The organism is Nocardioides sp. NPDC051685 (assembly GCF_044453405.1).
Lineage (GTDB): Bacteria > Actinomycetota > Actinomycetes > Propionibacteriales > Nocardioidaceae > Nocardioides.
This window is the reverse complement of sequence record NZ_JBITCR010000002.1, coordinates 493,232-515,720: the sequence shown is the minus strand read 5'-3', so window position 1 is coordinate 515,720 and position 22,489 is coordinate 493,232. Positions and strand designations below refer to the sequence as shown.

The window sequence follows — 22,489 nt, the reverse complement described above, 5'->3', positions numbered from 1 at the left end:
AGTACGACATCCTCACCATCGACACCCATTGGGTATGGGACAGTTGGTACGCAGAGCACGAAGGCCTGCACCACGCCTTCTTCCTTCATGCCCCGCGCGCTTTGGGAGACCCGCATGCTCGCCACCATCAAGCGCGTGTCGGTCACGCCACGTCCCCAGACCTGACCAGCTGGGTCGTGCACGAACCAGCACTCGAACCCAGCCTCCACCCCTCGTGGGACGACCAGGCGATCTGGACCGGGTGCGTGGTCCGCGGTCCCGGTGACCAGTGGCTCATGTACTACACAGGCATCAGCCGGGCCGACAACGCGGAGGTCCAGCGGATCGGCATTGCCACCTCGACCGACCTGCACACCTGGACCCGGCTAGGGGACGCCCCTGTGTCGGAGGCCGATCCCCGCTGGTACGAGACCGACCCGACCCGAACCGTTGACGGCGTCGCCTGGCGCGACCCCTGGGTGTTCAAGGCAGAGGACGGCCGTTGGCACATGCTCATCACTGCGTCCGCAGCCGGCCAGCCGGCCGAGACCGGCGGGGTCATTGGCCATGCCGTCAGCGATGACATGGTCGGCTGGACCGCGTTGCCTCCTCTGACCGTGCCAGGCGGGCGTCGCTGCCTCGAGGTTCCCCAGGTCGCCCACATCGACGGTCAGCACGTTCTGGTGTTCTCCGCTCCCCGCGCGGAGACCGAGAACGACCCGTTGCCACTCGGTGACGTGTGGGCCGCGCCCGCGGCCGGACCGCTCGGGCCCTACGACATCGAAGCCGCCTGGCCGGTCGACGACACGGGGCTCTACGCGGGCCGGCTCGTCGAAGGAAGTCCGGGGGAGTGGGCGCTCATGGGCTTCATCAATGTGCAGGATGACGACTTCCTCGGAGCGATCGCGGATCCACGACCTCTCGAACGGCACACGGTGCGTGTCGCCGCGCCGGACGACATGCCTCATCAAACTGTGCTGGATCGATAAACCACAGCTCCGGCACGCCGGCCCTGGGGCTGTTTCTCAATGTCGCGGTGAACGGGCGGAGGGTGCTGCTGCTCAGCGAGAGGCAGCCGCATCCCAAAAAGCCTGTCAACTCTGACTCGAGCTGCTCGACCTCGCGGCGTCGGGCTCCCAGACGGGCGTGCCAGAGCCGGACGATGCGCGCCCAGTCACGTCGGCTTGGCATCCGGTCGCTGGGCAGTGCGGCGAACAGCTCCGCGACTTCCTCCGGGGGTATCCCGAAGCGTCGCGAATCTGAGTAGGCCCTGTTCTCGTAGAAGCACACGGCGCTGGTCGCGATCCCTGCGAGTGCGGAGAGCTTGCCGATCGTGAGAAGTGTCGTTGGTCTTAAGGTGCTCGTCAGCCATTGACTTGAACTTCACTTCAACTTCTAGCGTCGCCGCAGAACATCTGAGCCCCAGATGGACGCAGGCATCCACAACAAAGGCAGGCGGTCCGGTTGGGCCTCGCTCGCGCAACGGGAGGTCGTCGGCGTTGTGACGGTGCTCGCGGCTGGCGTCGCGCTGTACGCTATGAACCTGTACTTCACCGCGGGCGCTGATGCCGTCGATGGTGGAGGCGATCGGGGGGCCAGCGTTACTACGCCCGGGCGGCGACGGGCTGCCTCATCGCCGCCGTGGTCGCGACCATGCTCGTGAGTTGGTCGCTCGATCGGTACGGCGCGCGCCATTCGTACCTGCTTGCCTTTGCCCTGTTCGGGCTCGGCACGCTGGTCAGCGCCTTGAGCCCCACCATGCTGGTGTTCGTCGGCGGGCAGGCTTTCCAAGGAGCGGGCGAGGGCCTGTTGATCGGTCTGGGATTCGCGGTGATTCGCTCGACGCTTCCCGCCGAAGGTGAGGCAGATTCCGCGGCGCGCAGGGTGATCCTCGGGCCGGCCGCGCTGTCCGCCGTCGGGATTGCGGCCGCGGCTCGCAGTGGAGCGGCGGCGAAGTAGCTGTGAAAGTGGCGGTCGTGGACGGACTCGGTCGTGGACGTCCCTGTCAGGCTGGCGCCGAACTTCCGATGCCGGATCGCCCCGAGTGCGTCGTCATCGGAAGTCACACCTCTCCGCGGGTCAGGCCTTCCCGAGGATGAAGTCCGAGGCCCGCTCGCCGATCATGTAGCACGGCGCGTTGGTGTTGCCACCGGTGATGCTCGGCATGATCGAAGCGTCGGCTACGCGCAGGCCCTCGATGCCGCGTACCTTGAGGTCGGGTCCGACCACGGCGCGCTCGTCGACGCCCATCCGGCAAGTGCCGACGGCGTGCATGACCGACACCGCCCGTCGCCGGATCGCGTCCGTCATGTTGCCGCGCGGCGCGTCCGCCCCGGGGTAGACCTCTTCCTTGACGCTGCCTCCGAAGGCAGGGCTGGCCATGATGGCGCGGATCATCTCGGTGCCTTCGGCCAGGACCTTGATGTCGTCGGGGTCGGTCAGGTAGCCGTAGTCGATCAACGGAGCGACGGTCGGGTCGGCGGACGCCAGCCGAAGCGTGCCGCGACTCTTGGGGTAGATCAGCGTAGAGAAGACGCTCAGCGCGGGGCGGGGGTCGGGCTTCTGCTTGCCGTGGTCACCGGCGCCCGGGTCGGGGTAGCTCCAGGGCAGCGCGTGGAGCTGGATGTCGGGCACGTCGGTGGCCAGGGAGCTGCGCACGAAGCCGACGGACTCGAAGATCGAGTGGTTCAGGAACGTCTCCTGGCCCATCAGGTTCTTCGCCATCCCCTTGGCGAAGTACCCCGGTGTGGACTTCATCTGCACGCTCGAGACGTTGAAGGACAACGGGTGGAAGAGGTGGTCGTGCAGGTTGTCGCCGACCGGAAGGTCCGCGATGCAGTCGATGCCGAAGCTGGCGAGGTGGTCGGCCGGTCCGATGCCCGAGAGCATCAGGAGTTGCGGGCTGTTGACGAAGCCGCCGGAGACGATGACCTCCTTGCCGGCACGGATCGTGCGGCGGGCACCGCCACGCCCCAGGTCGACGACCTGCACGCCGACGGCGCGGTTGCCCTCGAGGAGGATCTTCGTGGCGAGGACCTCGGTCTGGACCTCGAGCGTGCGGGGGGCCAGGTCGTGGACGTAGCCCCGCGTGGAGGAGTAGCGCACGCCGTCCTTGACGTTCTCCTGCATGCGGGCGATGCCCTCCTGCTCCGCCCCGTTGTAGTCGTCGAGGATCTTGACCCCGAGGGTGTCGGCGGTGGCCTGGATGAACTGGACGGTGGCTTCCTGAGGGGACTGGTTGCGGGTGATCTTGATCGGTCCGCCGTCTCCGCGGTACTCGTTCTCCCCGTCCTCGAAGTCCTCGGATCGCTTATAGGCGGCATTGACCTCGTCGGCGGACCACCCGGTGTTGCCCTCGGCGGCCCAGGAGTCGAAGTTCGCTCGGTTGCCGCGCACGTAGACCATGCCGTTGACGGAGCTCGACCCGCCCATCACGCGGCCGCGGGTGACGAGCATCTCGCGGCCACCTGCACCGACTTGAGGCGTCGACCTGTACCCCCAGTCGAACGCCTTCTCGAGGCGCTCCTCGAAGTGCATCGGTGCCACCATGCCGGGCTTCCTTGTGAAGTAGCCATGCATGCCCTCGTTGTCGGACCTGCCGGCCTCCAGCATGATCACACTTGCGCCGGACTGGGCGAGGCGGCCGGCGACGGCCGCGCCGGAACTTCCGGAGCCCACCACGATGTAGTCGGCCTCATTGCTGTAGATCGGGCGCTTGGCCATGTCAGGCTCCATTCCGGGTGCGGGACTTTCGTGCGGCGTGGTGGGGCGACGACGGCCGTCAGGCCTTAACAGTGACGCCAGGAGTTATTATTGAGACACGGCTGTCAAAAAAGCAAGACGATCAGGCCGCCTGTGAGGCGGGGTCCTGCTGGGGCCGACGGTGCGTGATCACCAGACCGGAGACGTCGTTGCCACAGGCATCAGCCGCCATCGAGGCGACGGCAGCCGCTTCGGCGTGGCCGACGATCACGATGGGGAGGCCCGGGTAGTCGGCGGCCGTGGCGTCGACCGTACGTAGCACGTCGGCGACGGCGAAGGTGACCATGTCCTCGGTGACGTCCACCTCGCAGGTGACCGTGACGGCGCCGGCGAGCACCATGTTGTCTACGGCGGCGTCGCACTGGCGCAGTGCGCTGGAGGGGGAGACCAGGACGACCAGGAGGCGAGGCGCATCGGCCTCGTCGCGGATGTCGCGGATCACGTGCACCCCGGCGAGGTGGGTGGTGGCGAGCGTTGCAGTCATTACGATTCACCTTTCCTTGTCGGGCCGGAGGGTGAGCGGGTTGAAGCTCCGGCCTGACTCGTAGTCTGTGATGGTCGTCACTGGCAGGCATGGTGGGGAGTACGTAGACCGCTACGTAGGTCCGAGACGGCCTGCAGGCCGTGATGGCCGAGCGTCCACCATCGGCGGGCGCGCTTGCGTGCGCTGGTGCGGCCGTGTGAGATGGGTGCATGGTCGTGGGGCGTGCGGAGACCAATCCGCTGGTGGGAAGAAGGCGCGAGCTCGACACCATCAAGCGACTTCTCGAGGGCCACCGGCTTGTCACGCTGACGGGTGTCGGGGGCGCAGGCAAGACTCGGTTGGCGCGGCGCGTCACCTCGGACCTGTCGCGGGTCTACAAGGAAGCCGCGTGGATCGTCGAGCTGGCCGACGTTACCGATCCCGACCTGCTCGGGCACGGCGTCGCCCGCGCCATCGGTCTCCAGGTGAAGTCCGCGGACTTCGACCCTGCGCTGATCACCGAGTTTCTCGCCGGCCGGCGCGCGCTGCTGACCATCGACAACTGCGAGCACCTCACCGACGCGTGTGCCGAGCTGGTGGAGGACATCCTCGACTCATGCCCAGGGGTCCGGGTGCTGACGACGAGTCAGCGGGCGCTCGGTGTCCGCGCGGAGAGCCTTTTCGTGGTGCCGCCGCTGACGATGCCGTCACCCGGTGTCGAGGTTCCGGTCGAGGGGCTGGGACAGTACGAATCGATCAGTCTCTTCGTCGAGAGGGCCGCGGCCATCGAGCCCGGTTTCTCACTGACTGCGGGGAACGCCCCCGCCATCGTCGAGCTCTGCCGCGCCCTGGAGGGCATCCCGCTCGCGCTGGAGCTCGCCGCCGCGCGGATCCGCGTCCTCTCGCCTCAGGCGATGCTCGAGCGTCTCGAGGATCGCTACCAGCTGCTCAACCGCGGCTTCCGTGGCAAGGTCCCGGACCGCCAGCGCTCGCTGGAGGCATCGGTCAACTGGACCCACGATCTCTGCACCGACGACGAGCGCCGGCTGTGGGCCGAGTTGTCGGTGTTCCGCGGCGGCTTCGGGTTCGATGCCGCCGAGGCGGTCGCCGGCGGCTGGCTCGGGGATGCCTTTCTTGACGTCCTCGACTCTCTCGTCGAGCGTTCCGTCGTACGACGGGACGACCTCGGCCAAGGCGCCCGGTTCAGGATGCTCGAGACCCTCCGTCTGTACGGCGCGCGCGAGCTCGAGCGTGCCGGGATGACGGCGGAGGTGCGGCGCCGCCACCGTGACCACTTCCTCGGCTGGGCTCTGCACTTCGGTGAGACCTGGACGGGCCCGGACCAGGTGGCGCTCCTCGGTGAGATGCATGCCGACCACGCGAACATCCGCGCGGCCCTTCGCGACGCGATCGAGACCGGCGACACACGTGACGCACTGCGCCTGGTCGGTTCGCTCGAACAGTTCTGGATCACCGGGGGTTTCGTCAGCGAGGCACGCCGATGGCTCGACCAGGCGTTGGCCGGCGCCGATTCGATCGAGCGCGGTCCGACGCTCTCGGCCGGTCTCCGCGTCGGAGTGTGGTTCGCGCTGATGCAGGTCGACTTCGCCTCGGCCGAGGCCATCATGCAGGGGCTGCGCCTGCTCGCCCAGGAGCCGGTCGCCGAGGACGATCCGGTCACGCCCGCGGAGATCGCGCTGGCCGAGGGTGTGCTGGCTGGATGGAACGGCGACACCGAGCGCGGCGTCGACCTCATCGAGGCCGCGGTGGCGCGCTTCGCCGACGTCGGTGACCTTTCGACCCGCTGCTTCGGACTCGTAATCGGCGGCATGCTGGCCGGCTTCATCGGTCAGGCGGAGCGCGGCCGAGCGGCCCTGCTCGAGGCGGTCGCGCTGACGGAGGAGCGCTCCGAGCTCTACATGCGTTCGTTTGGGTTGGCCATCCTCGGCGTGCTGGCGCTGGCGGACGGTGACCGCGACGCAGCCACCTCGACGCTGCGCGAGGTGCTTGCGATGAAGCGCGAGCTCGGTGACCAGCTAGGGACCGCGCTGACCCTCGAGTTCCTCGCCTGGGTGTCGGTCGCCGAGGGGCGCGGCGAGCGCGCGGCGACGCTGATGGGCTCTGCGACGTCGATCTGGAACACCCTGGGGATCGTGCTCAACGCGCTGCCGCACTTCGCCGAACGGCGCGAGCAGTGCGAGCAGGCCACCCGGTCGGCGCTCAGGCCCGAGGACTACGACAGGGCGACGGCGGCCGGCGCGGCGATGGATCGAGCGGTCGCGATCGCCTACGCGCTCGAGGAGACGTCAGTGGCGCAGAAGCCGGCGGTGACCCGCCCCCGTCATGCCGGACGGGCGAGCTCGCCGCTCACCCGCCGCGAGCAGCAGGTGGCCGTCCTGGTGCACGAGGGCCTCAGCAACCAGCAGATCGCTGAGCGCCTCGTGCTTTCCACGCGGACCGCCGAGGCCCACGTCGAGAACATCCTGCGCAAGCTGGGCTTCACCTCGCGCACTGCGATCGCGTCGTGGGTGGCCGAGCATCAGGACGAAGTCTCCGACTGATCCTTCCTGGTGGCTGCCGTGCTCCGCGAGTGCCTGCAGGAGGCCCTCGACGAGGTCCCCGCGCGCGACCGCTGAGACCTCTTTGACGGAGACCACTCATCACGCTATTGTGAGACGACAAGATTCAATAATCATTGCATTCGAGGAGCCCAGATGAGTGCCCAGCCGCACGAGGTCGTCGCCGTGTTCTACGAGGCAGCCGCCGGGCGCGATGCCGCGGCGCTCGACGCCCTCCTCGAGCAGTCCTTCCACGAGGACGCCGTCATGCACTGGCCCGAGGGCCTGCCATACGGCGGTCGCGTCGAGGGCAAGGCCGTGCTCCGCAAGGTGTTCGCTGGCCTGGCCACGCCCGACCCTGCCATGGGCCCCGACCGCCTCGCGGTCACCTCGATCGTGGATGGCGGCGACCAGGTCGTTGCGCAGGTGACCTTCGACTTCCTCGCGAACGGCAGGGCCATCCCGAGCGGTGCGCTCGAGCTCTGGACCTTCGAGGACGGCCTCGTCAAGGAGTGCCGTGCCTACTACTGGGACACCGCCGCGTGTCAGGACCTGCTGCGCTGACGGCTGTTGCCTGATCGCGAAACCTTACAAGGAGAACCATGCCTACAGCTGTCATCGTCGATGCCGTCCGCTCGCCGCTGGGTCGCGGCAAGCCCGCCAAGGACGGGAAGCCCGGCGGCGTCCTGTCGTCGCTGCACCCGGCCGAGCTGCTCGGTCAGGTGATGCGCCAGCTCATCGAGCGCACCGGCATCGACCCCGTGCTCGTCGATGACGTGATCACCGGCTGCGTCAGCCAGGTCGGCGAGCAGTCCGGCCCGGTCGGCCGCTGGGCGTGGCTCGCCGCCGGCCTGCCGGAGTCGGTGCCGTCGGTCGCGGTGCACCGGGCCTGTGGCTCGAGCCAGCAGGCGGTCGAGTTCGCGGCCCAGGGCGTCATCGCCGGGGTTCACGACATCGTCGTCGCCTCGGGGGTGGAGTCGATGAGCCGGATCCCGATGGGTGCCGCTCGCATCGGGATGGACCCGTTCGGTCCGAGCGTGGCCGAGCGCTACGCGCCGGGTCTGGTGCCGCAGGGTGTCTCCGCCGAGATCATCGCCCACGAGTACGGGCTGTCGCGCGCGCGTCTAGACGCGTTCTCGGCTAGTTCGCACGAGCTGGCGGTCGCATCGGACGCCAGTGCGGAGATGGTCTCGGTCACGCTGCCGGATGGCACCGTGGTGACCGCCGACGAGACGCCGCGCCCGAGCACCACGGTCGAGGGTCTCGCGGGTCTGCCGACGGTCTTCTCCACCGACGAGCACCGCGCCCGTTTCCCCGAGATCGCAGAGTGGAAGATCACCGCCGGGAACTCCTCGCAGCTGACTGACGGTGCCGCGGCCATCCTGATCATGTCCGAGGAGCGCGCCGCACAGCTGGGCCTGACTCCGCGGGCCCGGATCCACACCATGGCGGTCGCCGGCGACGACCCGATCCGGATGCTGACCGGCCCGATCCCCGCGACCGAGAAGGCGCTTAAGCGCTCGGGCCTGGCCATCGACGAGATCGACCACTACGAGGTCAACGAGGCGTTCGCCCCGGTCCCGCTGGCGTGGGCCGACCATTTCGGTGCCGACGAGTCGCGGCTCAACCCGCGCGGTGGCGCGATCGCCCTGGGCCACCCCCTCGGCGGTTCCGGGGCCCGCCTCATGACCACGATGCTCAACGGCCTCGAGGCGACCGGCGGCCGCTACGGCCTGCAGACCATGTGTGAGGCCGGCGGTATGGCCAACGCCACCATCATCGAGCGAATCTGAGGAGTCTGACCGTGTTCGAGCTGACCGACGAGCAGCAGGAGCTGCGCGACCTCGCCCGCAAGGTGGCTCGCGACCAGTACGCCCCGCTCGCCCGCGAGATGGACGCGCAGCGGGCCCACCTCCCGGTGGCGGAGCGTAAGAAGATCGCCGACCTGGGCCTGCTTGCCCTGCCGCTGCCGGAGGAGTACGGCGGTGGCGGTCGTCCGCTGATCGACGCCCTCATCGTCCAGGAGGAGTTCGCCAAGGCCAACCCCCTCGCGGCGTGGCCGATCTTCGAGGCGTCCGCGGGTCCCGCTCGGGTGATCCACCTGTTCGGCACCGAGGAGCAGAAGGCGAAGTTCCTTCCGCCGGTCGCCGCCGGCGAGAAGACCATCGCGATCAGCATCTCCGAGCCCGATGCCGGATCCGCTGCGACCGATGCGACCACGAAGGCCAGAATCGAGGGTGACGCGGTCGTCATCAACGGAGCCAAGCGCTGGTGCTCCGGTGCCGGGATCTCCGAGCAGTACCTGGTCTATGTCCGGTTCAGCGAGCAGCCCGGTGGTAAGGGCATGGGCGCGGTCCTCGTGGACAAGGAAACGCCCGGACTAACGTTCGGGCCGCAGGAGGAGCTGATGGGTCACCGGGGCATCGGGTCGGCCGACATGTTCTTCGACAACGTCCGGGTCCCGGTGGAGAACGTGATCATCCCTGAGGGTGGCTTCAACAAGCTGTTCACGGCCTTCTCGGTCGAGCGCCTCGGCAACAGCACGATGTGCCTCGCTATCGGCCAGGAAGCGCTGGACCGCACCGCGAAGTACGTCCAGGAGCGGCAGCAGTTCGGCAAGGACATCATCGAGTTCCAGACCATCCAGGCCGCCCTGGCCGACATGGTCGTCCAGGTCGACGCGGCACGCCTGCTCATCTACCGCGCCGCCGAACAGGCCGGAACGGGCGCCCCGAAGCAGCTCGACGCCTCGATCGCCAAGTGCTACGCGAACGAGATGGTCAAGCGGGTCACCGACGCGGCCATCCAGCTGCACGGCGGCTACGGCTACTCCGAGGAGTACGAGATCGCCCGGATGCACCGCGACGCCGTGGGCTGGGCGATCGCGGGTGGCACGCCGACGATGCAGAGGATGCGGATCGCGTCCGAGTACCTCGGGCGCCGATTCGACCAGCGAGCCTGACGTGGAGCTCGCGAAGCGTCCAGGGTACGACGCCGACCACGCCGACTTCGCGCAGTCGGTCCGCCGCTTCCTCGCCGACCATGTCGTCGGGCAGCTCGACGGGTGGCGTGCCGGCGGCGGCTTGGACCGCGGGGTGTTCGCGGCCGCGGGCGAGCAGGGCTTCCTCGGCACCACGGTGCCCGAGGACCTCGGCGGCGCCGGCCTCGACGACCCGCGCTTCGCCGCGGTGCTGGTGGAGGAGATCGCGGCGACTGGGGCGGCTGGTCTCGCCCTGGTCGCCGCCCGGCACGTCGGAGTCGTGATGCCGGCGCTCGCTGCCGTCGGGGCACCTCAGGTGGCCGGGATGGTCGCGGGGGAGCTGATCGGGTGCGTGGCCGCGCTCTCCGCCGAAGGCCGCGCGAATGGCGTACCGGGAGCGGGCGTGGCTGATGTCTTCGTGCTCGTCGACACGGACCGTCCCGACCGGTTCGTCGTCGCGGGACGCGACGAGCTGGACGTCGTCCCCGGCCGGATGCTCGGCGGGGCCGAGGGCGCGGTCGCCGACGTGGTGGTGCCCTCCGCGCTCCGTGATCGGCCACGGCACGACGCTCCCGGCCTCCTGGCTGCGCTCGACCTGTGGGGCGCGGTGGTCAGTGTGGGCGCGGCCCGCGCGGCCTTCGACCTCACCGTGGACTACGTGCAGGAACGGGTGGTCTTCGGTCGCAAGCTGGCGACCTTCGAGAACACCCGGTTCCGGCTCGCCGAGGTGGGCGCGGAGCTGACCGCCGCCCGCGGCCTGGTCGACAGCGCGCTGGCCGAGCTGGCGGGAGGGTCGATCTCGGCGGCGCTGGCCGCCGCGGTTCGCATCGTCGCCGCCAGCGTCCATGACCACGCTGTCGACCAGGGCCTGCAGCTTCACGGCGGCTATGGGTACATGAGGGAGTACCCGATCGCGCACGCCTTCGGCGACGCGCGCTTCGTCCGTGTCGCCTCCGCGACGAGCGAGCCGCGCGCGGTGCTGGCCGCGGCGCTCGGACTCTGAGACGCGGGCCGATGCCGACGCTGGGAGGGTTGGTCCTTCAGAACGGCCGCCGGGTGCCCGACCGCGAAGCGCTGGTCGACGGGGAGAAGCGCTGGAGCTGGGGGCGGCTGGCGCAGGACGCTAGCCGGATGGCCGCGCTGCTCCGGGCAGAGGGCGTGGCAAGGGGCGACCGGGTCGCAATCGTGGCGGCGAACTCGTCGTCGTACGTGATCGCGGAGCTGGGCACGTTGCTGGCGGGCGGCGTCGTCGTACCCGTCAATGCTCGGCTCGCGTCGCCCGAGGTGGCGTACGTCCTGGGCGACTCCGCGCCGCGTGTCGTGGCCTCGGACGCGGGATGCCGCGCGGTCGTCGATCAGGCGCTCTCCGGGCTCGCGGATCCGCCGGCCCACTTCGATCTCGTGGAGCTGGTCGCCGGTGCCGCCGGCCTGGAGCCGGCCGTCGGCGACGAGTGCGAGGAGCACGACGACGCGTTCATCACGTACACCTCCGGTACAACGGGTCGCCCCAAGGGCGTCCTGATCGACCACCACCGCGCGATCTGGGCGGCGCTGTCGCAGATCGTGTCGCTCGGAATGCGCGACGGGGAGCGTTACCTGCACCTCTCACCGCTGTACCACTCTGGCGGTGTCGTCTTCCTCAACGCGGTCACCGTCGTCGGCGGGACCAGCGTGCTGGTGCCGGGTTTCGACCCCGTGCCGGTGCTGCGCACCATGGCACGCGAGCGCGTAAGCGCCTTCCTCGGCGTACCGACGATGTACCAGCAGCTGCTGCGCGCTCCCGAGATCGACGACTGTGACCTGTCGGCGCTGCGGATCGCCGTCTTCGGCGCGGCCACGATGCCGGCCGGCACGATCCGCGAGCTGCTCGACCGCTTCCCCGGCCTGGCACTGACTCAGCTCTGCGGGCAGACCGAGGCCGGCCCCACCGGCCTGTTCTCCACCCTCGACCAGCTCCGTGACCGTCCCGACTCGACCGGCCACCAGTCGCAGCCCTTCCTCGAGCACCGCGTCGTAGACGCTTCAGACGAGGTCATCGGAGCCGGTGGGGTCGGCGAGCTCAACTTCCGCGGGGAGGCCGTGATGAAGGGCTACTGGAACGCACCAGAGGCGACCGCCGAGACCCTGCGCGACGGCTGGCTCCGCACCGGAGACCTGTTCCGCGTCGACCCCGACGGAGCCTTCGTCCTCGTCGACCGGCTGAAGGACCTGATCATCACCGGCGGCCAGAACGTCTACTCCGCCGAGGTCGAGCAGGCCGTCCTGAGCCACCCCGATGTCGTCGACTGTGCGGTCATCAGCGAGCCGCACGAGGAGTACGGCGAGACGGTCGTGGCCGTCGTCACCCTCCGGGTCGGCGCCGGCCTGGACATCGAGGGGCTGCGTTCTCACTGCACGCCTCTGCTCGCGCGCTACAAGGTCCCACGCCGGCTCGTCGTCCGTGACGACATTCCGCGCAACGCGGGCGGGAAGCTGCAGAAGCACCTGCTGCGCGGGTCGTGACTCAAGCGACACGGGCGGCGTCGCGGGTTGGCGGAAGAGATGCAGAGAGATGTGATCGAAGGGTCGGGCCGTCCCGTCAGGGGCCGGACTCACTCGTCGGCCGAGGCGCCGAGATCGCGACCATCGACGGATCGCTGGCGGCCGCCCGGGCCAAGCAACGCATCCGCGAAGGCACGTCCGTCGGTCTCGCGGTCGTGATCCTCGCCTCGATCGTGGCGACCTACCTTCCCCTCGGTTGGGGCATGTGGACAACGGCATCGGGCTGCTTCAACATGCCGTGGTTCTACCTGTCAGGACTCTACGTGACCGGCATCGCGCTCTTCGGCGTGTGGCTGGTCGCAACAGTGCCGCCAACCACGCGTCACGAGGTCCGCCACGACGCGGTCGCTGCTCGTCGCTAATCGGAGTCCAGCCTCGCTCGCCGCACGTCCGCCCCGGGCGTGGGGCGGGCGCTTCCATATCAGGAGGCGAGGAAGTCCAGCAGGTGGTGGTCGAGCGCGGCCGGGGCCTCGAACATCGGGTAGTGCCCGCAGTCGGGGATCGTGACCAGGCGGGCGTCGGCCAGTTGCTCGGAGAGCCACCGCGCGCCCTTCGCGGAGTGCACCGGGTCGTCCTCGCCGATCACCTGCAGCACGGGTTGGGTGACCGCGGGGATGTCGGCGACCAGGTCGGTGTCGAGCATGGAGCGGTAGCAGGCGATGGCTGCCCACGAGGGCATCTGCATTGATTGGCTCGTCATCCAGTCGAGGACAGTGGGCGAGGGGTTGGTCCCGAACCCGCTCCGGATCGTCGTACGACGGGCGGCGAAGCGGTCCCGTACCTCGAGGTCGACCATCGCCGCGATCGTCGGCTCCGCCGGGGCGCCGAACGGGAACTCGAGGCTGCGGCTCGCCCGCACCGCGTTGGAGCCGACGAGGACCAGCCGCTGCACGCGGGCGGGGGCGACCGCGGCGGTCCGGAAGCAGACCTGGCCGCCGAAGGACCAGCCCACGAGCGAGCAGGTCTCGATGGACAGGGGGTCGAGCACGGCCAGCAGGTCGTCGCTGAGCCGCGCGACGTCGTAGCCGGTGAGGGGCTTGTCGGAGCGGCCGTGGCCGCGCTGGTCGATGGCGACGACGCGGTGGCCGGCGTCGGTGAGGACGCGGACCTGGCGGTCCCAGGCCTCATGGGTCATGCCGAAGCCCGGCACGAGGACGACGGCTGGCCGGTCCTTCGGACCGAGGTCCTGGGCAAAGACGTGGACACCGGGCTCCACCTCGATGAGCGTCACGCCTGCACCGCCGGGGCGATCCGCTGCTCGAGCTTGCCGAGCGACATCGTGCCGGTGGCGGTGCTGCACCGCCGGCCGCGGGCGTCGGTGACGACGACCTCGATGGTCTGGATGGTGCGGCCGCCGTGCAGGGCGGTGGCCTCCATGCGCAGGGGCTCGATCGCCGGTGCGTGGTAGTGCACGGTGAGGGCAGCGGTGACGGGCATGCTGCCCGTCGGGGCTATCCTGGCGCCCATCACGCCCATGATCTGGTCGACCGCGAGCGCGACGATGCCGCCATTGACGGCGCCGTTCGGGTTGAGGGGGAAGGGCGTGCCGTCAAACGCGAAGGTCGCGGTCGTTGGGCCCATCGTCACGCAGCGCAGGCCTGCCGAGGCGAAGGCCGGGTAGGCGTCGGCCCAGGCGCGCCACTCCTCGTCCGTGGCCTCGTGGCGCGGGATGGCGCGTATTTGGGTGGTGGTGTTCATGGCTGCTCCCCGCCGCGGTTGCTTATTGATCCTTACCGTCGCAATAATAGCGGAACAACGGCCCGGGTGGGCCGGACGAAGGAGAACGCGATGAGCGACGGCTACCAGACCCTGCGGGTCTCGACCGACGAGGACGGTGTCTGCGAGATCGTGCTCTCGCGGCCCGAGCTGATGAACCGATTCGACCCCGAGCTCCACCACGAGCTCACTCGAGTGCTGCGCGACATCGCTGCCGACCGGTCTGTGCGCGCGGTCGTCCTGGCCTCGACGGGCAAGGCGTTCTCCGCTGGCGGTGACTTCGAGCTGATGGAGGCGGCCCACAAGGACGCCGACGTACGTCGCGGCATCATCGGCGACGCGCGCCACCTGCTTGATGCCTTCCTCGCCCTGCCGCAGCCGATCGTGGTTGCCGTCCAGGGTGCCGCCATCGGCCTTGGTGCCACCGTCGCGATGCTCTGCGACGCGGTCGTCGCCTCGCGCAACGCCGTCCTCGCCGACACCCACGTCGCGATCGGCCTGGTCGCCGGCGACGGCGGCTGCCTGGTCTGGCCACAGGCGATGGGCATGACCCGCGCCCGCCGCCACCTGTTGACCGGCGACCCGCTGGACGCCGACACCGCGCTCCGACTCGGCGTCGTCACCGACCTGGTCGACGGTCCGGAGGAGGCGCATCCCGCCGCCACCGAGATCGCCGGCCGAATGGCGCGGCTTGCACCGCTCGCCGTGCAGGGAACGAAGCGCGCCCTGAACCAGGTCTCTCGCCAGCGCGCCGACGAGGTCGTCGACCTCGCCCTCGCGTTCGAGGAGCAGACGCTGGCCAGCGAGGACCTGCTCGAGGGTGTCGCGTCCTTCAAGGAGCGCCGCAGCCCACGCTTCGCCGGCCGCTGAGGCCTGCCCGCACGTACCGGTAGGGACGCGCGGGCAGGCTCGACTCAGAGGCCGAGCTGCTGCGCCACGATCACCTTCATGATCTCGCTGGACCCTGCGTAGATCCGGCTGACGCGGCCGTCCAGGTAGGCGTTGCCGATCTTCGAGTCGCTCACGTACGCCGAACCTGGATCGGTCACGGACAGGCAGCGCTCGACGACCCGCCCCTGCAGCTCGGTCGCGAACAGCTTGACCAGGGCAGCGTCGGCGACGCCCAGCCGGTCGGCGACGTGCTCGGTGATCGCCTGGTCGATGAGCGCCTGACCGGCGGCGACGTCGGTCGCGCAGGCGGCCAGCGTGAACTTCGTGTCCTGGCCGACGCCGGTCCCGCCGATGTCGGTCGCCGTCCAGTCCATGGCGGCGACGGCTGCGGCCTGTGAGTTCACCGCGATGGAGAGTCGCTCGTGCGCGAGGTTCGAGGTGAGGTAGCGGAAGCCCTCGTTCTCCGCTCCGAGTCGGGCGCTCACCGGGATCCGCATGTCGGTGAACGAGAGCTCGGCGAGGTCCTGGGCGGCCAGTCCGAGCTTGTCGAGCTTGCGGCCGCGGGCGAAGCCGGTGGTGGTTGTGTCGACGAGCAGGAGGCTGATCCCGTCGCGGCCGGCGGCCGGGTCGGTCTTGACGGCGAGGATGACCAGGTCGGCGGAGGCGCCGTTGGAGATGAAGGTCTTGGCTCCGTTGACGACGTAGTAGTCGCCGTCGCGCTCGGCGCGGGTCGCGATCGCCTTGAGGTCGGAGCCGGCGCCCGGCTCGGACATGCCGAGGGCCACGACGACGTCGCCGGAGCACATGCGGGGCAGCCACTGGCGCCGCTGCGCGTCAGAGGCGTGGTGCAGCAGGTAGGGCACGCAGATGTCGGTGTGGACACGCAACCCGCCGATGGCGAGGCCGAGTCGCTGGATCTCTTCGGTTACCACGACGCTGTGGCGGAAGTCGGTGCCGGGTGTGCCGCCGTACTCCTCGGGGACGCCGATGCCGAGGACGCCGAGCGCGCCGACGCCCTTCCAAAACCGGGACGACGGTCGGCCCGCCGCGATCCAGTCGGGGTACTCGGGCACGACCTCCTCCTCGAGGAAGGTGCGCACGGTCGCGCGGAAGGTCTCGTGCTCGGGCTCGAAGACGGTACGGGTCAGCATGGCGTTCCTCCTGTCGGGCGGGAGTGCCGGTTGACGCACTCTCCGCACCTCCCTAGTATTGAGACAAGCAGGTTCATAAACAAGTCTTACGACCGCGCGGTCCTGCGGCGGTGGTTGCGGAAGGGAAGCGATGTCCAGCTCAGGCGGTGAGCCCCGAGTGTTCGCCGAGCGCCATGGAAGGGTCGCGCTGCTGCAGCTGAATCGCCCCGACCAGCTCAACGCCCTGTCGCCGGCGATGATGGACGAGCTGCTCTTCGTGCTCCGCGAGGCCGACGCCGACCCGGAGGTGGGTGCCGTCGTGATCGCCGGCCACGAGCGGGCCTTCGTCGCCGGCGCCGACATCAAGGGTATGCGCCAGCGCACGCTCGCCGACGTGCTGGCTGCGCCGGCGAGCCGGTTCTGGATGCGTCTGACCGAGATCGAGGTGCCGCTCGTCGCGGCCGTCTCGGGGGCGGCGCTCGGTGGCGGCTGCGAGCTCGCACTGGCCTGCGACCTGGTCGTGGCGTCGGAGACGGCGACCTTCTCCCAGGCGGAGATCAAGGTGGGGATCATGCCCGGTGGTGGCGGGACCCAGCGTCTTGCTCGAACGATCGGCAAGCACCGGGCGATGGAGATGGTGCTCACCGGGCGTCCCGTTACGGCGGTGGAGGCGTACGCCCTCGGCTTCGTCAACCGCGTCGTCGACCCGGCGTCCTGGCGCGACGAGGCGCTCACCCTCGCGCAGGAGGTCGCGGCGGGCCCGCCGATCGCGGTCCGGCTCGCGAAGCGCGCCGTGCTGTCGGCCGAGGAGGGACCGCTCGCCCTCGGGATGCTCGCCGAACGAAAGCTGATGGAGCTGGCGTTTGCCAGCGACGACCGCGTGGAGGGCATGACGGCGTTCGTCGAGCGCCGGCCGCCGCAGTGGTCGGGACGATGACTCAGGAGGAAGTGGTCATGAACGCACGCGGTTTCACCGAGGAGCAGGAAGAGTTCGCGGCGGCCGTTCGCCAGTTCGCGGCGAAGGAGTGCGGCACCCGCGAGCAGCGCGCTGTGCTGACCGACGACAACCGCGAGCAGCACCACGACTCGATCTACGCGAAGATCGCGGCCTCGGGCTACCTCGGTGTCTCGATCCCGGAGGAGTACGGCGGCAGCGGCGGGGGCATCCTCGAGCAGGTCATCCTGTTCGAGGAGCTGTGGCGGGGCATGGTCCCGGTCCACGGGGCGGGCACGTCGCACACCGTCGCCGGCGTTTACAAGCGCTATGCCTCCGAGCAGCAGAAGAAGGACGTCCTCGGCGCGATCTGCGCGGGCGAGGTGATGTCGATCAGCATCTCCGAGCCCGGGGCCGGCTCGGATGCCGCCGCGATCTCCTGCAAGGCCGTCCGGGACGGCGACGTCTACCGGATCAACGGCCAGAAGACCTGGTGCTCCGACGCGCAGTTCGCCTCGAAGATCCTGCTCGTCGCCCGGACCGGTCGTGGCCATCGCCCGCACGACGGACTGACGATGTTCGAGATCCCGACCTCGACCCCCGGCCTGGACATCCGGCCGATCCGCACGATGGGCGGCGGTGCCGAGGTGAACGACCTCTTCTTCACCGACGTCGAGGTGCCGGTGACGGCCGTCGTCGGGGAGGAGGGCGGTGCCTGGAGGCAGGTGATGGCCGGCCTCAACGGCGAGCGGATCGTCTGTGCCGCGCAGGGCCTGGGCATGGCCCAGCGCTCCTTCGACGACCTGCTGGGCTACCTGCGCGAGCGGGAGCAGTTCGGCGCGCCGATCGGCTCCTTCCAGGCGGTCCGTCACCGTGTTGCCGACCTGGCGATCGAGATCGAGGCGTCGCGTGCGTTGACCTATGACACTGCGCGCCGCGTCGCGGCCAACGAGGGTGCGCCGGAGGAGCTGGTCCGGGCGACCTCGATGGCGAAGGTCAAGGTCACCGAGACCGCCAAGCGTGTCGCGCTCGAGGGAGTCCAGTTGATGGGCGGCTACGGCTACACGCTCGAGTTCGACATGGAGCGGCACCTGCGCCTGGCCATTCCGGCAACCATCTATGCCGGCACCAACGAGATCCAGCGCGACATCATCTCGTCGACCTTCGGACTCCGGCCTGGGCGTTCTTGACGTCCTCTGGCTGCTCCTCGGCGCACGCCGACGCCGGATCCGGGACTTTGGAGACAAAAAAGGCCGATCGTCTCAAAAAAGTCTCCGCCGAGGGTAACGAGAGTCACATTCTCGTGTAATATTGAGCCACGCAGTCGCAGAAATGCGTGGGGGAGTTGGGGTCCAAGCCCGTCGGACCCATTCCCTTGAAGCCCGCCGACGCCGCAGCCTTGCGCGTCGGGTGGCGTACTCATATCGAAAGGATCGCGCGATGTCCGTCTTCGTCTCATCCGACGAGATGTATGAAGTCTTCACCCCGTTCTTGCGGGGTCTGACCACTGACCCGGTTGTCGGCAAGAAGTTCTCTTCGGCCAACACGTCGTTCCGGGTCATCCACGAGGACCCGGACGGCGTCTTCCTGCTCGATGCCACGGTGGACCCGCCGGTTCTCTACGTCGGCGCAGAGGCGGACGGTCGCGAGGCTGAGGTCGACCTGACCATGGCGGCCGAGGATGGCCACAAGTTCTGGCTGGGCCAGCTCAACCTGCCGGTCGCCCTGGCCCGCCGCAAGATCAAGGTGAGCGGTGGTGTCGCGAAACTGATGGGCCTGGTGCCGGCACTGCAGCCTGCCTACGCCCTGTATCGGGAGCACCTGGCTTCTCTTGGTCGAGAGGCGTGACGTCTCAAAAATGTCGCGGCGCGAACATTGACACCCCTTCGCGCCCAGCCGTAACATTTTGAGACGGGATGCCTAAAAAATTCAGTCCTTACTGTCCCGCGAGCCGCTGACTGACCGCGCTGACCATGGAAGAGGCATGACGATGACCACCAAGACGGCTCCGGAGATCCGGATCTTTGACTACGACACCTACGCCGAGGGCGACCCGACGACCTTCGGCTTACCCCTGGAGCAGTACCGCCACCTCCGTGATGAGGAGCCCTGCTATCTCCAGGAGTTCGATGACCCGATGCTGATCGACCGGGCGTGGGTGGTCAGCCGCAACGAGGACATCTGGGAAGTCGACCGCAACACCGAGCTGTACGCGGCCGACCGCGGTTTCGTGAACATCTGGCGGGTCGTGCCGATCGACCCGATGAACGGCGGCATGCCGGCGATGCTGACCACTGACGGCGAGCGCCACCGCGGCCAGCGCCATGTGCTGGCCAAGGGCTTCACGCCGGGCTTCGTGCGCAAGCTGGAGGGGAAGTTCCGGCGGTATGCCAAGGAAGTCGTCGATGACGCTCTGGAGAAGGGCACGTTCAACTTCGTGCACACCATCGCGCACAACATGCCAATGGAGGCGCTGGGCGACGTGCTCGGTGTGCCCAAGGAGGACCGGCCCAAGTTCTTCGGCTGGGTGGACAAGTTCGCCGCCCCGTTCGACACCCGGATCACGGCGTCGTTCGACGAGGTCATGGAGGCCATCGGCAACTTGATGGTCTACGCCGAGGAGCTCGCTGAGTTCAAGCGCACGAACCCGGCCGACGATGTGATGTCGCGGCTGGTCGCCTCTGGTGAGGGTGGCGACCCGTTGATGTCGGCCGAGGAGATCATGGGCAATGTCGCGCTGCTGGCCAGCGGTGCCGCGGAGAGCACCCGGACGGCCATGTCGCACGGCATGCACGAGCTGATGCGAAACGAGGAGGCGATGGCCTGGATGCGGGCGCACCAGGACAACCTGCCGCCGACGGTGATCCAGGAGATGGTGCGTATCGCATCGCCGTTCACCCACCTGGTCCGCACGGCCACCCGCGATCACGAGCTGCACGGCAAGCAGATAAAAGAAGGCGACATCGTCGCGATGTTGTTCGCCGCCGGCAACTTCGATGAGCGGGCCTTCGACCGGCCCGAGGAGTTCCGGCCGGACCGGATCGAGAACCCGCACGTCAGCTTCGGTCGCGGCGCGCACAAGTGCCTCGGCCAGCACGTCGCGGCGCTCGAGATGAAGGTCCTGTTCGAGGAGCTCTTCCAGCGGACCTCGAGCATCGAGCCGGCCGGTCCCATCACCTACGTGCGTGACGCCTACTCGCGTGGCGTCTACGAGCTGCCCGTCACCGTCACCCCGGCCTGAGTTACAGGCTGACCCGGATCCACCAGGAGTACCCCATGAAGATCACCGTGGACACCAGCATCTGTGAGGTGCACGGCGACTGCGTCGTCGCCGCGCCCGACATCTTCGACATCGGGGAGGACGACGACGTCGTCCAGGTCCTCGATGCGGAGCCGGGTGAGGAGCATCGTGCGACCATCGTCCAGGCGGCCAAGATGTGCCCGGTCGCCGCGATCCGGATCGAAGGCTGACCGTCGTGGAGGACGTGGTCGTCGTCGGCGGCGGCCTGGCCGGCTTCCGGTTTGCGCAGGGCCTGCGCGAGGCCGGGTACGACGGGCGGGTCACCATCGTCTCCGACGAGCGGCACCTGCCCTACGACCGGCCACCGCTGTCCAAGCAGCTGCTCGCCGGGACGTGCACCGAGGAGCAGTGCGCCCTCCCGGGCGACGCGCCGGACGTGTCGTGGGTGCTCGGGCGCCGGGCCGAGCGGCTCGACCGTGGGCGTCAGGTCGTCGTCTTGGACGACGGCACCGAGGTCGCGTACGACGGCCTGTTGATCGCGAGTGGCCGCCGGGCGCGCCCCTGGGAGGGCCCCGTGCCCGCCTCCGGCGTGCACACCATGCGGGACCTCGCTGACACCGCCGCGTTCCGGTCCGAGATCGGACCCGATGCGAAGGTCGTCATCGTCGGTGCCGGCTTCATCGGCTGCGAGGTGGCGGCAACGCTCCGCAAGGAGGGTGTCGACGTCACCGTCGTCGGCGTCGCACCGCACCCGATGCCCGTCATGGGTCCGGAGGTCGGTGCTCGTGCCATGCGCATCCACGAGGCCCAGGGCGTGCGGTTCCGACTCGGTCGGGGGGTTGCGGGCTTCGAGGGGGAGGAACGGGTGACCGGAGTCCGCCTCGACGACGGCGAGCTGCTCGAGGCCACGGTCGTGCTGGTCGCGATCGGCTCGCTCCCCAACTCGGAGTGGTTCGCGGACGCAGGCTTCTCGATGGACCAGGGGGTCGTCGTCTGCGACGCGACCTGCACGGTCCTCGACGGTGATGGTCAGCCGGTTGCGGGGGTCCTCGCTGCTGGTGACATCGCTGCCTGGCCACACCACCACGGCGAGGGTGCGGTCTGCATCGAGCACTGGTCGAACGCCCGCGACATGGCCGACCTGGCGGCGCGCAACCTGCTGCTGCCCGTGGGAGAGCGGGCGGCGATGGCGGCGACGGCGTCGGTCCCGACCTTCTGGTCGGATCAGTACGACGTGAAGATCAAGTCGGCCGGATTCCTGCGCGCGGCCGACACCTGGACGATCGTCGAGGAGGACGTCGAGAAGCCGTCGCTGCTGGCTGAAGGCCGGCGGGGCGGCGAGCTCGTGGGTGCGATCGCGTTCAACATGAACCGCAGCATCATCGGCTACCAGCGACAGCTCGTGGCGCCATAGCTCCGCCGGTCTGTGTTCCGAAGGGCCTGTCGGCGATGCCGACAGGCCCTTCGTCGTTCGGGTGCAGCTTCGACGATCTCAGGTGTGGGGCTGCTTCGTGGCCGACTTCTTGGTGGTGGCCTTCTTTGCTGGTTTGGCCTTCGGGGCTTGGAGCGAGCGGATCAGGTCGGCCGCGATATCGGTGATCTCCTCGGGGCTGTGCTTCTCGTTGGGGCGGTACCAGCGCGACACCCAGATGCAGGAGCCGAGGAGGAGTCGGGCGGTGATGACGGGGTTGGCGGGATTGAGCAGCCCGGCGTCCATGTTCTCCTTGACGACGTCGACCCAGATCTTCTCGAACTCGCGGCTCCACTTGTGCCAGCGCTCGAAGACCTCGGGGGGCAGGTCGCCGCCGCCGAAGAAGACCGGCATGTGGCGGCGCATTCGGATGGCGGCGTCGACCTGCAGGCGGACCAGGCCCACGAGCCGTTCGTCGGGCGCGTCGATCTCGTTGAGCATCGCCTTGGCGTTCTGGCTGAGCTCGCCGGTGCTGCGTTCGAAGAGGATGCCGATCAGGTGTTCTTTGGTGGGCACCGTGCGGTAGAGCGTGGCGCGGCTGACGGAGAGCTTCTCGGCGGTGTCGAGGATGGAGACGGCTTCGAGGCCGCCCTCGGCGAAGAGTTCGGCGACGGCGTCGGCGACCGCGTCGGGGTCGATGTCCAGGCGCGGCCGTCCGCGGGGGCGGGGCGTCTTCGGGGTCGGCTCTGCGGTCATGTTGGCTCCCTGGCGTGGGTGACGGGCTGCCGCGCGGCCACCCGTGAGAGCACACATTACCGACCGATCCAATCTCAAAACAACCTCACGACAACACGGCGGGCAATCCAGGCCCTTGTATTGAGAC

The 22,489-nt window shown here is 69.0% G+C and carries 23 protein-coding genes; 16 read left to right on the top strand and 7 right to left on the bottom strand.

The annotated features are described in order from the left end of the window. Positions 1–8 precede the first annotated feature (8 nt). Entirely contained in the window at positions 9–968 is a 960-nt protein-coding gene (locus ACIA03_RS07635; protein ID WP_396981789.1) for a family 43 glycosylhydrolase, read from the top strand. Here the strand turns inward: ACIA03_RS07635 and ACIA03_RS07630 are convergent. Then, a complete protein-coding gene (locus ACIA03_RS07630) occupies positions 850–1,269 on the bottom strand; it encodes a MerR family DNA-binding protein (protein ID WP_396980846.1) in 420 nt (139 codons plus the stop codon). The genes ACIA03_RS07635 and ACIA03_RS07630 overlap by 119 nt on opposite strands. Before the next feature lie 351 nt (positions 1,270–1,620). On the opposite strand from ACIA03_RS07630, the gene ACIA03_RS07625 reads away from it, so the two are divergent. Then, complete coding sequence (locus ACIA03_RS07625; RefSeq protein WP_396980845.1) at positions 1,621–1,938, top strand: hypothetical protein; 318 nt, start codon at positions 1,621–1,623, stop codon at positions 1,936–1,938. Between the two features lie 120 nt (positions 1,939–2,058). Here ACIA03_RS07625 and ACIA03_RS07620 read toward each other — a convergent pair whose 3' ends face one another. Beyond that, on the bottom strand, positions 2,059–3,702 hold the full coding sequence (locus ACIA03_RS07620) for a GMC family oxidoreductase (RefSeq protein ID WP_396980843.1): 1,644 nt from the start codon (positions 3,700–3,702) through the stop codon (positions 2,059–2,061). A gap of 121 nt (positions 3,703–3,823) precedes the next feature. Continuing rightward, complete coding sequence (locus ACIA03_RS07615; RefSeq protein WP_396980841.1) at positions 3,824–4,225, bottom strand: hypothetical protein; 402 nt, start codon at positions 4,223–4,225, stop codon at positions 3,824–3,826. Between the two features lie 209 nt (positions 4,226–4,434). On the opposite strand from ACIA03_RS07615, the gene ACIA03_RS07610 reads away from it, so the two are divergent. The 7 genes from ACIA03_RS07610 to ACIA03_RS07580 all read left to right on the top strand — a co-directional run bounded on the left by ACIA03_RS07610 (position 4,435) and on the right by ACIA03_RS07580 (position 12,645). Continuing rightward, complete coding sequence (locus tag ACIA03_RS07610) at positions 4,435–6,765, top strand: ATP-binding protein (RefSeq protein ID WP_396980839.1); 2,331 nt, start codon at positions 4,435–4,437, stop codon at positions 6,763–6,765. A gap of 153 nt (positions 6,766–6,918) precedes the next feature. Then, positions 6,919–7,326 (top strand): nuclear transport factor 2 family protein, encoded by a 408-nt coding sequence (locus tag ACIA03_RS07605; RefSeq protein WP_396980837.1) that lies wholly within the window; start codon positions 6,919–6,921, stop codon positions 7,324–7,326. Positions 7,327–7,364: 38 nt separating this feature from the next. Further along, positions 7,365–8,555 (top strand): thiolase family protein, encoded by a 1,191-nt coding sequence (locus ACIA03_RS07600; protein WP_396980834.1) that lies wholly within the window; start codon positions 7,365–7,367, stop codon positions 8,553–8,555. Between the two features lie 11 nt (positions 8,556–8,566). Further along, complete coding sequence (locus tag ACIA03_RS07595) at positions 8,567–9,724, top strand: acyl-CoA dehydrogenase family protein (protein WP_396980832.1); 1,158 nt, start codon at positions 8,567–8,569, stop codon at positions 9,722–9,724. Position 9,725: 1 nt separating this feature from the next. Beyond that, positions 9,726–10,745: an acyl-CoA dehydrogenase family protein gene (locus ACIA03_RS07590; RefSeq protein ID WP_396980830.1), complete on the top strand. Its 1,020-nt coding sequence runs from the start codon at positions 9,726–9,728 to the stop codon at positions 10,743–10,745. A gap of 11 nt (positions 10,746–10,756) precedes the next feature. Further along, positions 10,757–12,244 (top strand): class I adenylate-forming enzyme family protein, encoded by a 1,488-nt coding sequence (locus ACIA03_RS07585; RefSeq protein ID WP_396980828.1) that lies wholly within the window; start codon positions 10,757–10,759, stop codon positions 12,242–12,244. 194 nt (positions 12,245–12,438) lie between these two features. Further along, positions 12,439–12,645, top strand: a complete 207-nt coding sequence (locus tag ACIA03_RS07580; RefSeq protein ID WP_396980826.1) for a hypothetical protein — start codon at positions 12,439–12,441, stop codon at positions 12,643–12,645. A gap of 59 nt (positions 12,646–12,704) precedes the next feature. Here ACIA03_RS07580 and ACIA03_RS07575 read toward each other — a convergent pair whose 3' ends face one another. Together ACIA03_RS07575 and ACIA03_RS07570 are read right to left on the bottom strand one after the other, a co-directional pair. Further along, on the bottom strand, positions 12,705–13,514 hold the full coding sequence (locus ACIA03_RS07575; RefSeq protein ID WP_396980825.1) for an alpha/beta fold hydrolase: 810 nt from the start codon (positions 13,512–13,514) through the stop codon (positions 12,705–12,707). Further along, complete coding sequence (locus ACIA03_RS07570; protein ID WP_396980823.1) at positions 13,511–13,981, bottom strand: PaaI family thioesterase; 471 nt, start codon at positions 13,979–13,981, stop codon at positions 13,511–13,513. Before ACIA03_RS07570 ends, ACIA03_RS07575 begins: the two co-directional genes overlap by 4 nt. Positions 13,982–14,071: 90 nt before the next feature. Here ACIA03_RS07570 and ACIA03_RS07565 point away from each other — a divergent pair, with 90 nt between their 5' ends. Then, on the top strand, positions 14,072–14,869 hold the full coding sequence (locus ACIA03_RS07565; RefSeq protein WP_396980821.1) for an enoyl-CoA hydratase/isomerase family protein: 798 nt from the start codon (positions 14,072–14,074) through the stop codon (positions 14,867–14,869). A gap of 44 nt (positions 14,870–14,913) precedes the next feature. Here ACIA03_RS07565 and ACIA03_RS07560 read toward each other — a convergent pair whose 3' ends face one another. After that, positions 14,914–16,041, bottom strand: coding sequence for an acyl-CoA dehydrogenase family protein (locus tag ACIA03_RS07560; RefSeq protein ID WP_396980819.1), 1,128 nt, complete (start codon positions 16,039–16,041; stop codon positions 14,914–14,916). A gap of 130 nt (positions 16,042–16,171) precedes the next feature. Between ACIA03_RS07560 and ACIA03_RS07555 the strand changes: the two genes are divergently transcribed. The 6 genes from ACIA03_RS07555 (at position 16,172) to ACIA03_RS07530 (ending at position 21,609) form a co-directional block, all read left to right on the top strand. Next, positions 16,172–16,957, top strand: coding sequence for an enoyl-CoA hydratase/isomerase family protein (locus tag ACIA03_RS07555; RefSeq protein WP_396980817.1), 786 nt, complete (start codon positions 16,172–16,174; stop codon positions 16,955–16,957). Between the two features lie 17 nt (positions 16,958–16,974). Continuing rightward, complete coding sequence (locus tag ACIA03_RS07550; protein ID WP_396980815.1) at positions 16,975–18,144, top strand: acyl-CoA dehydrogenase family protein; 1,170 nt, start codon at positions 16,975–16,977, stop codon at positions 18,142–18,144. 250 nt (positions 18,145–18,394) lie between these two features. Beyond that, on the top strand, positions 18,395–18,802 hold the full coding sequence (locus tag ACIA03_RS07545; protein ID WP_396980813.1) for a hypothetical protein: 408 nt from the start codon (positions 18,395–18,397) through the stop codon (positions 18,800–18,802). A 136-nt stretch (positions 18,803–18,938) separates the two neighbouring features. Then, the gene (locus ACIA03_RS07540; protein ID WP_396980811.1) at positions 18,939–20,195 is read left to right on the top strand and encodes a cytochrome P450; all 1,257 of its coding nucleotides are present in this window, start codon (positions 18,939–18,941) and stop codon (positions 20,193–20,195) included. A gap of 35 nt (positions 20,196–20,230) precedes the next feature. After that, positions 20,231–20,425, top strand: a complete 195-nt coding sequence (locus ACIA03_RS07535; protein ID WP_396980809.1) for a ferredoxin — start codon at positions 20,231–20,233, stop codon at positions 20,423–20,425. Positions 20,426–20,430: 5 nt separating this feature from the next. Continuing rightward, the gene (locus tag ACIA03_RS07530; RefSeq protein WP_396980807.1) at positions 20,431–21,609 is read left to right on the top strand and encodes an NAD(P)/FAD-dependent oxidoreductase; all 1,179 of its coding nucleotides are present in this window, start codon (positions 20,431–20,433) and stop codon (positions 21,607–21,609) included. Positions 21,610–21,687: 78 nt separating this feature from the next. On the opposite strand, the gene ACIA03_RS07525 is transcribed toward ACIA03_RS07530, so the two are convergent. Further along, complete coding sequence (locus ACIA03_RS07525; protein ID WP_396980805.1) at positions 21,688–22,362, bottom strand: TetR/AcrR family transcriptional regulator; 675 nt, start codon at positions 22,360–22,362, stop codon at positions 21,688–21,690. Positions 22,363–22,489: the final 127 nt, after the last annotated feature.

Excerpts from the sequence above, each read along its gene's own strand:
- ACIA03_RS07555 (WP_396980817.1), top strand. The coding sequence starts at position 16,172 with ATGTCCAGCTCAGGCGGTGAGCCCCGAGTGTTCGCCGAGCGCCATGGA.
- ACIA03_RS07550 (WP_396980815.1), top strand. The coding sequence starts at position 16,975 with ATGAACGCACGCGGTTTCACCGAGGAGCAGGAAGAGTTCGCGGCGGCC.
- ACIA03_RS07585 (WP_396980828.1), top strand. The coding sequence starts at position 10,757 with ATGCCGACGCTGGGAGGGTTGGTCCTTCAGAACGGCCGCCGGGTGCCC.
- ACIA03_RS07620 (WP_396980843.1), bottom strand. The coding sequence starts at position 3,702 with ATGGCCAAGCGCCCGATCTACAGCAATGAGGCCGACTACATCGTGGTG.
- ACIA03_RS07525 (WP_396980805.1), bottom strand. The coding sequence starts at position 22,362 with ATGACCGCAGAGCCGACCCCGAAGACGCCCCGCCCCCGCGGACGGCCG.
- ACIA03_RS07600 (WP_396980834.1), top strand. The coding sequence starts at position 7,365 with ATGCCTACAGCTGTCATCGTCGATGCCGTCCGCTCGCCGCTGGGTCGC.
- ACIA03_RS07560 (WP_396980819.1), bottom strand. The coding sequence starts at position 16,041 with ATGCTGACCCGTACCGTCTTCGAGCCCGAGCACGAGACCTTCCGCGCG.
- ACIA03_RS07610 (WP_396980839.1), top strand. The coding sequence starts at position 4,435 with ATGGTCGTGGGGCGTGCGGAGACCAATCCGCTGGTGGGAAGAAGGCGC.
- ACIA03_RS07565 (WP_396980821.1), top strand. The coding sequence starts at position 14,072 with ATGAGCGACGGCTACCAGACCCTGCGGGTCTCGACCGACGAGGACGGT.
- ACIA03_RS07540 (WP_396980811.1), top strand. The coding sequence starts at position 18,939 with ATGACGATGACCACCAAGACGGCTCCGGAGATCCGGATCTTTGACTAC.
- ACIA03_RS07605 (WP_396980837.1), top strand. The coding sequence starts at position 6,919 with ATGAGTGCCCAGCCGCACGAGGTCGTCGCCGTGTTCTACGAGGCAGCC.
- ACIA03_RS07615 (WP_396980841.1), bottom strand. The coding sequence starts at position 4,225 with ATGACTGCAACGCTCGCCACCACCCACCTCGCCGGGGTGCACGTGATC.
- ACIA03_RS07545 (WP_396980813.1), top strand. The coding sequence starts at position 18,395 with ATGTCCGTCTTCGTCTCATCCGACGAGATGTATGAAGTCTTCACCCCG.
- ACIA03_RS07535 (WP_396980809.1), top strand. The coding sequence starts at position 20,231 with ATGAAGATCACCGTGGACACCAGCATCTGTGAGGTGCACGGCGACTGC.
- ACIA03_RS07570 (WP_396980823.1), bottom strand. The coding sequence starts at position 13,981 with ATGAACACCACCACCCAAATACGCGCCATCCCGCGCCACGAGGCCACG.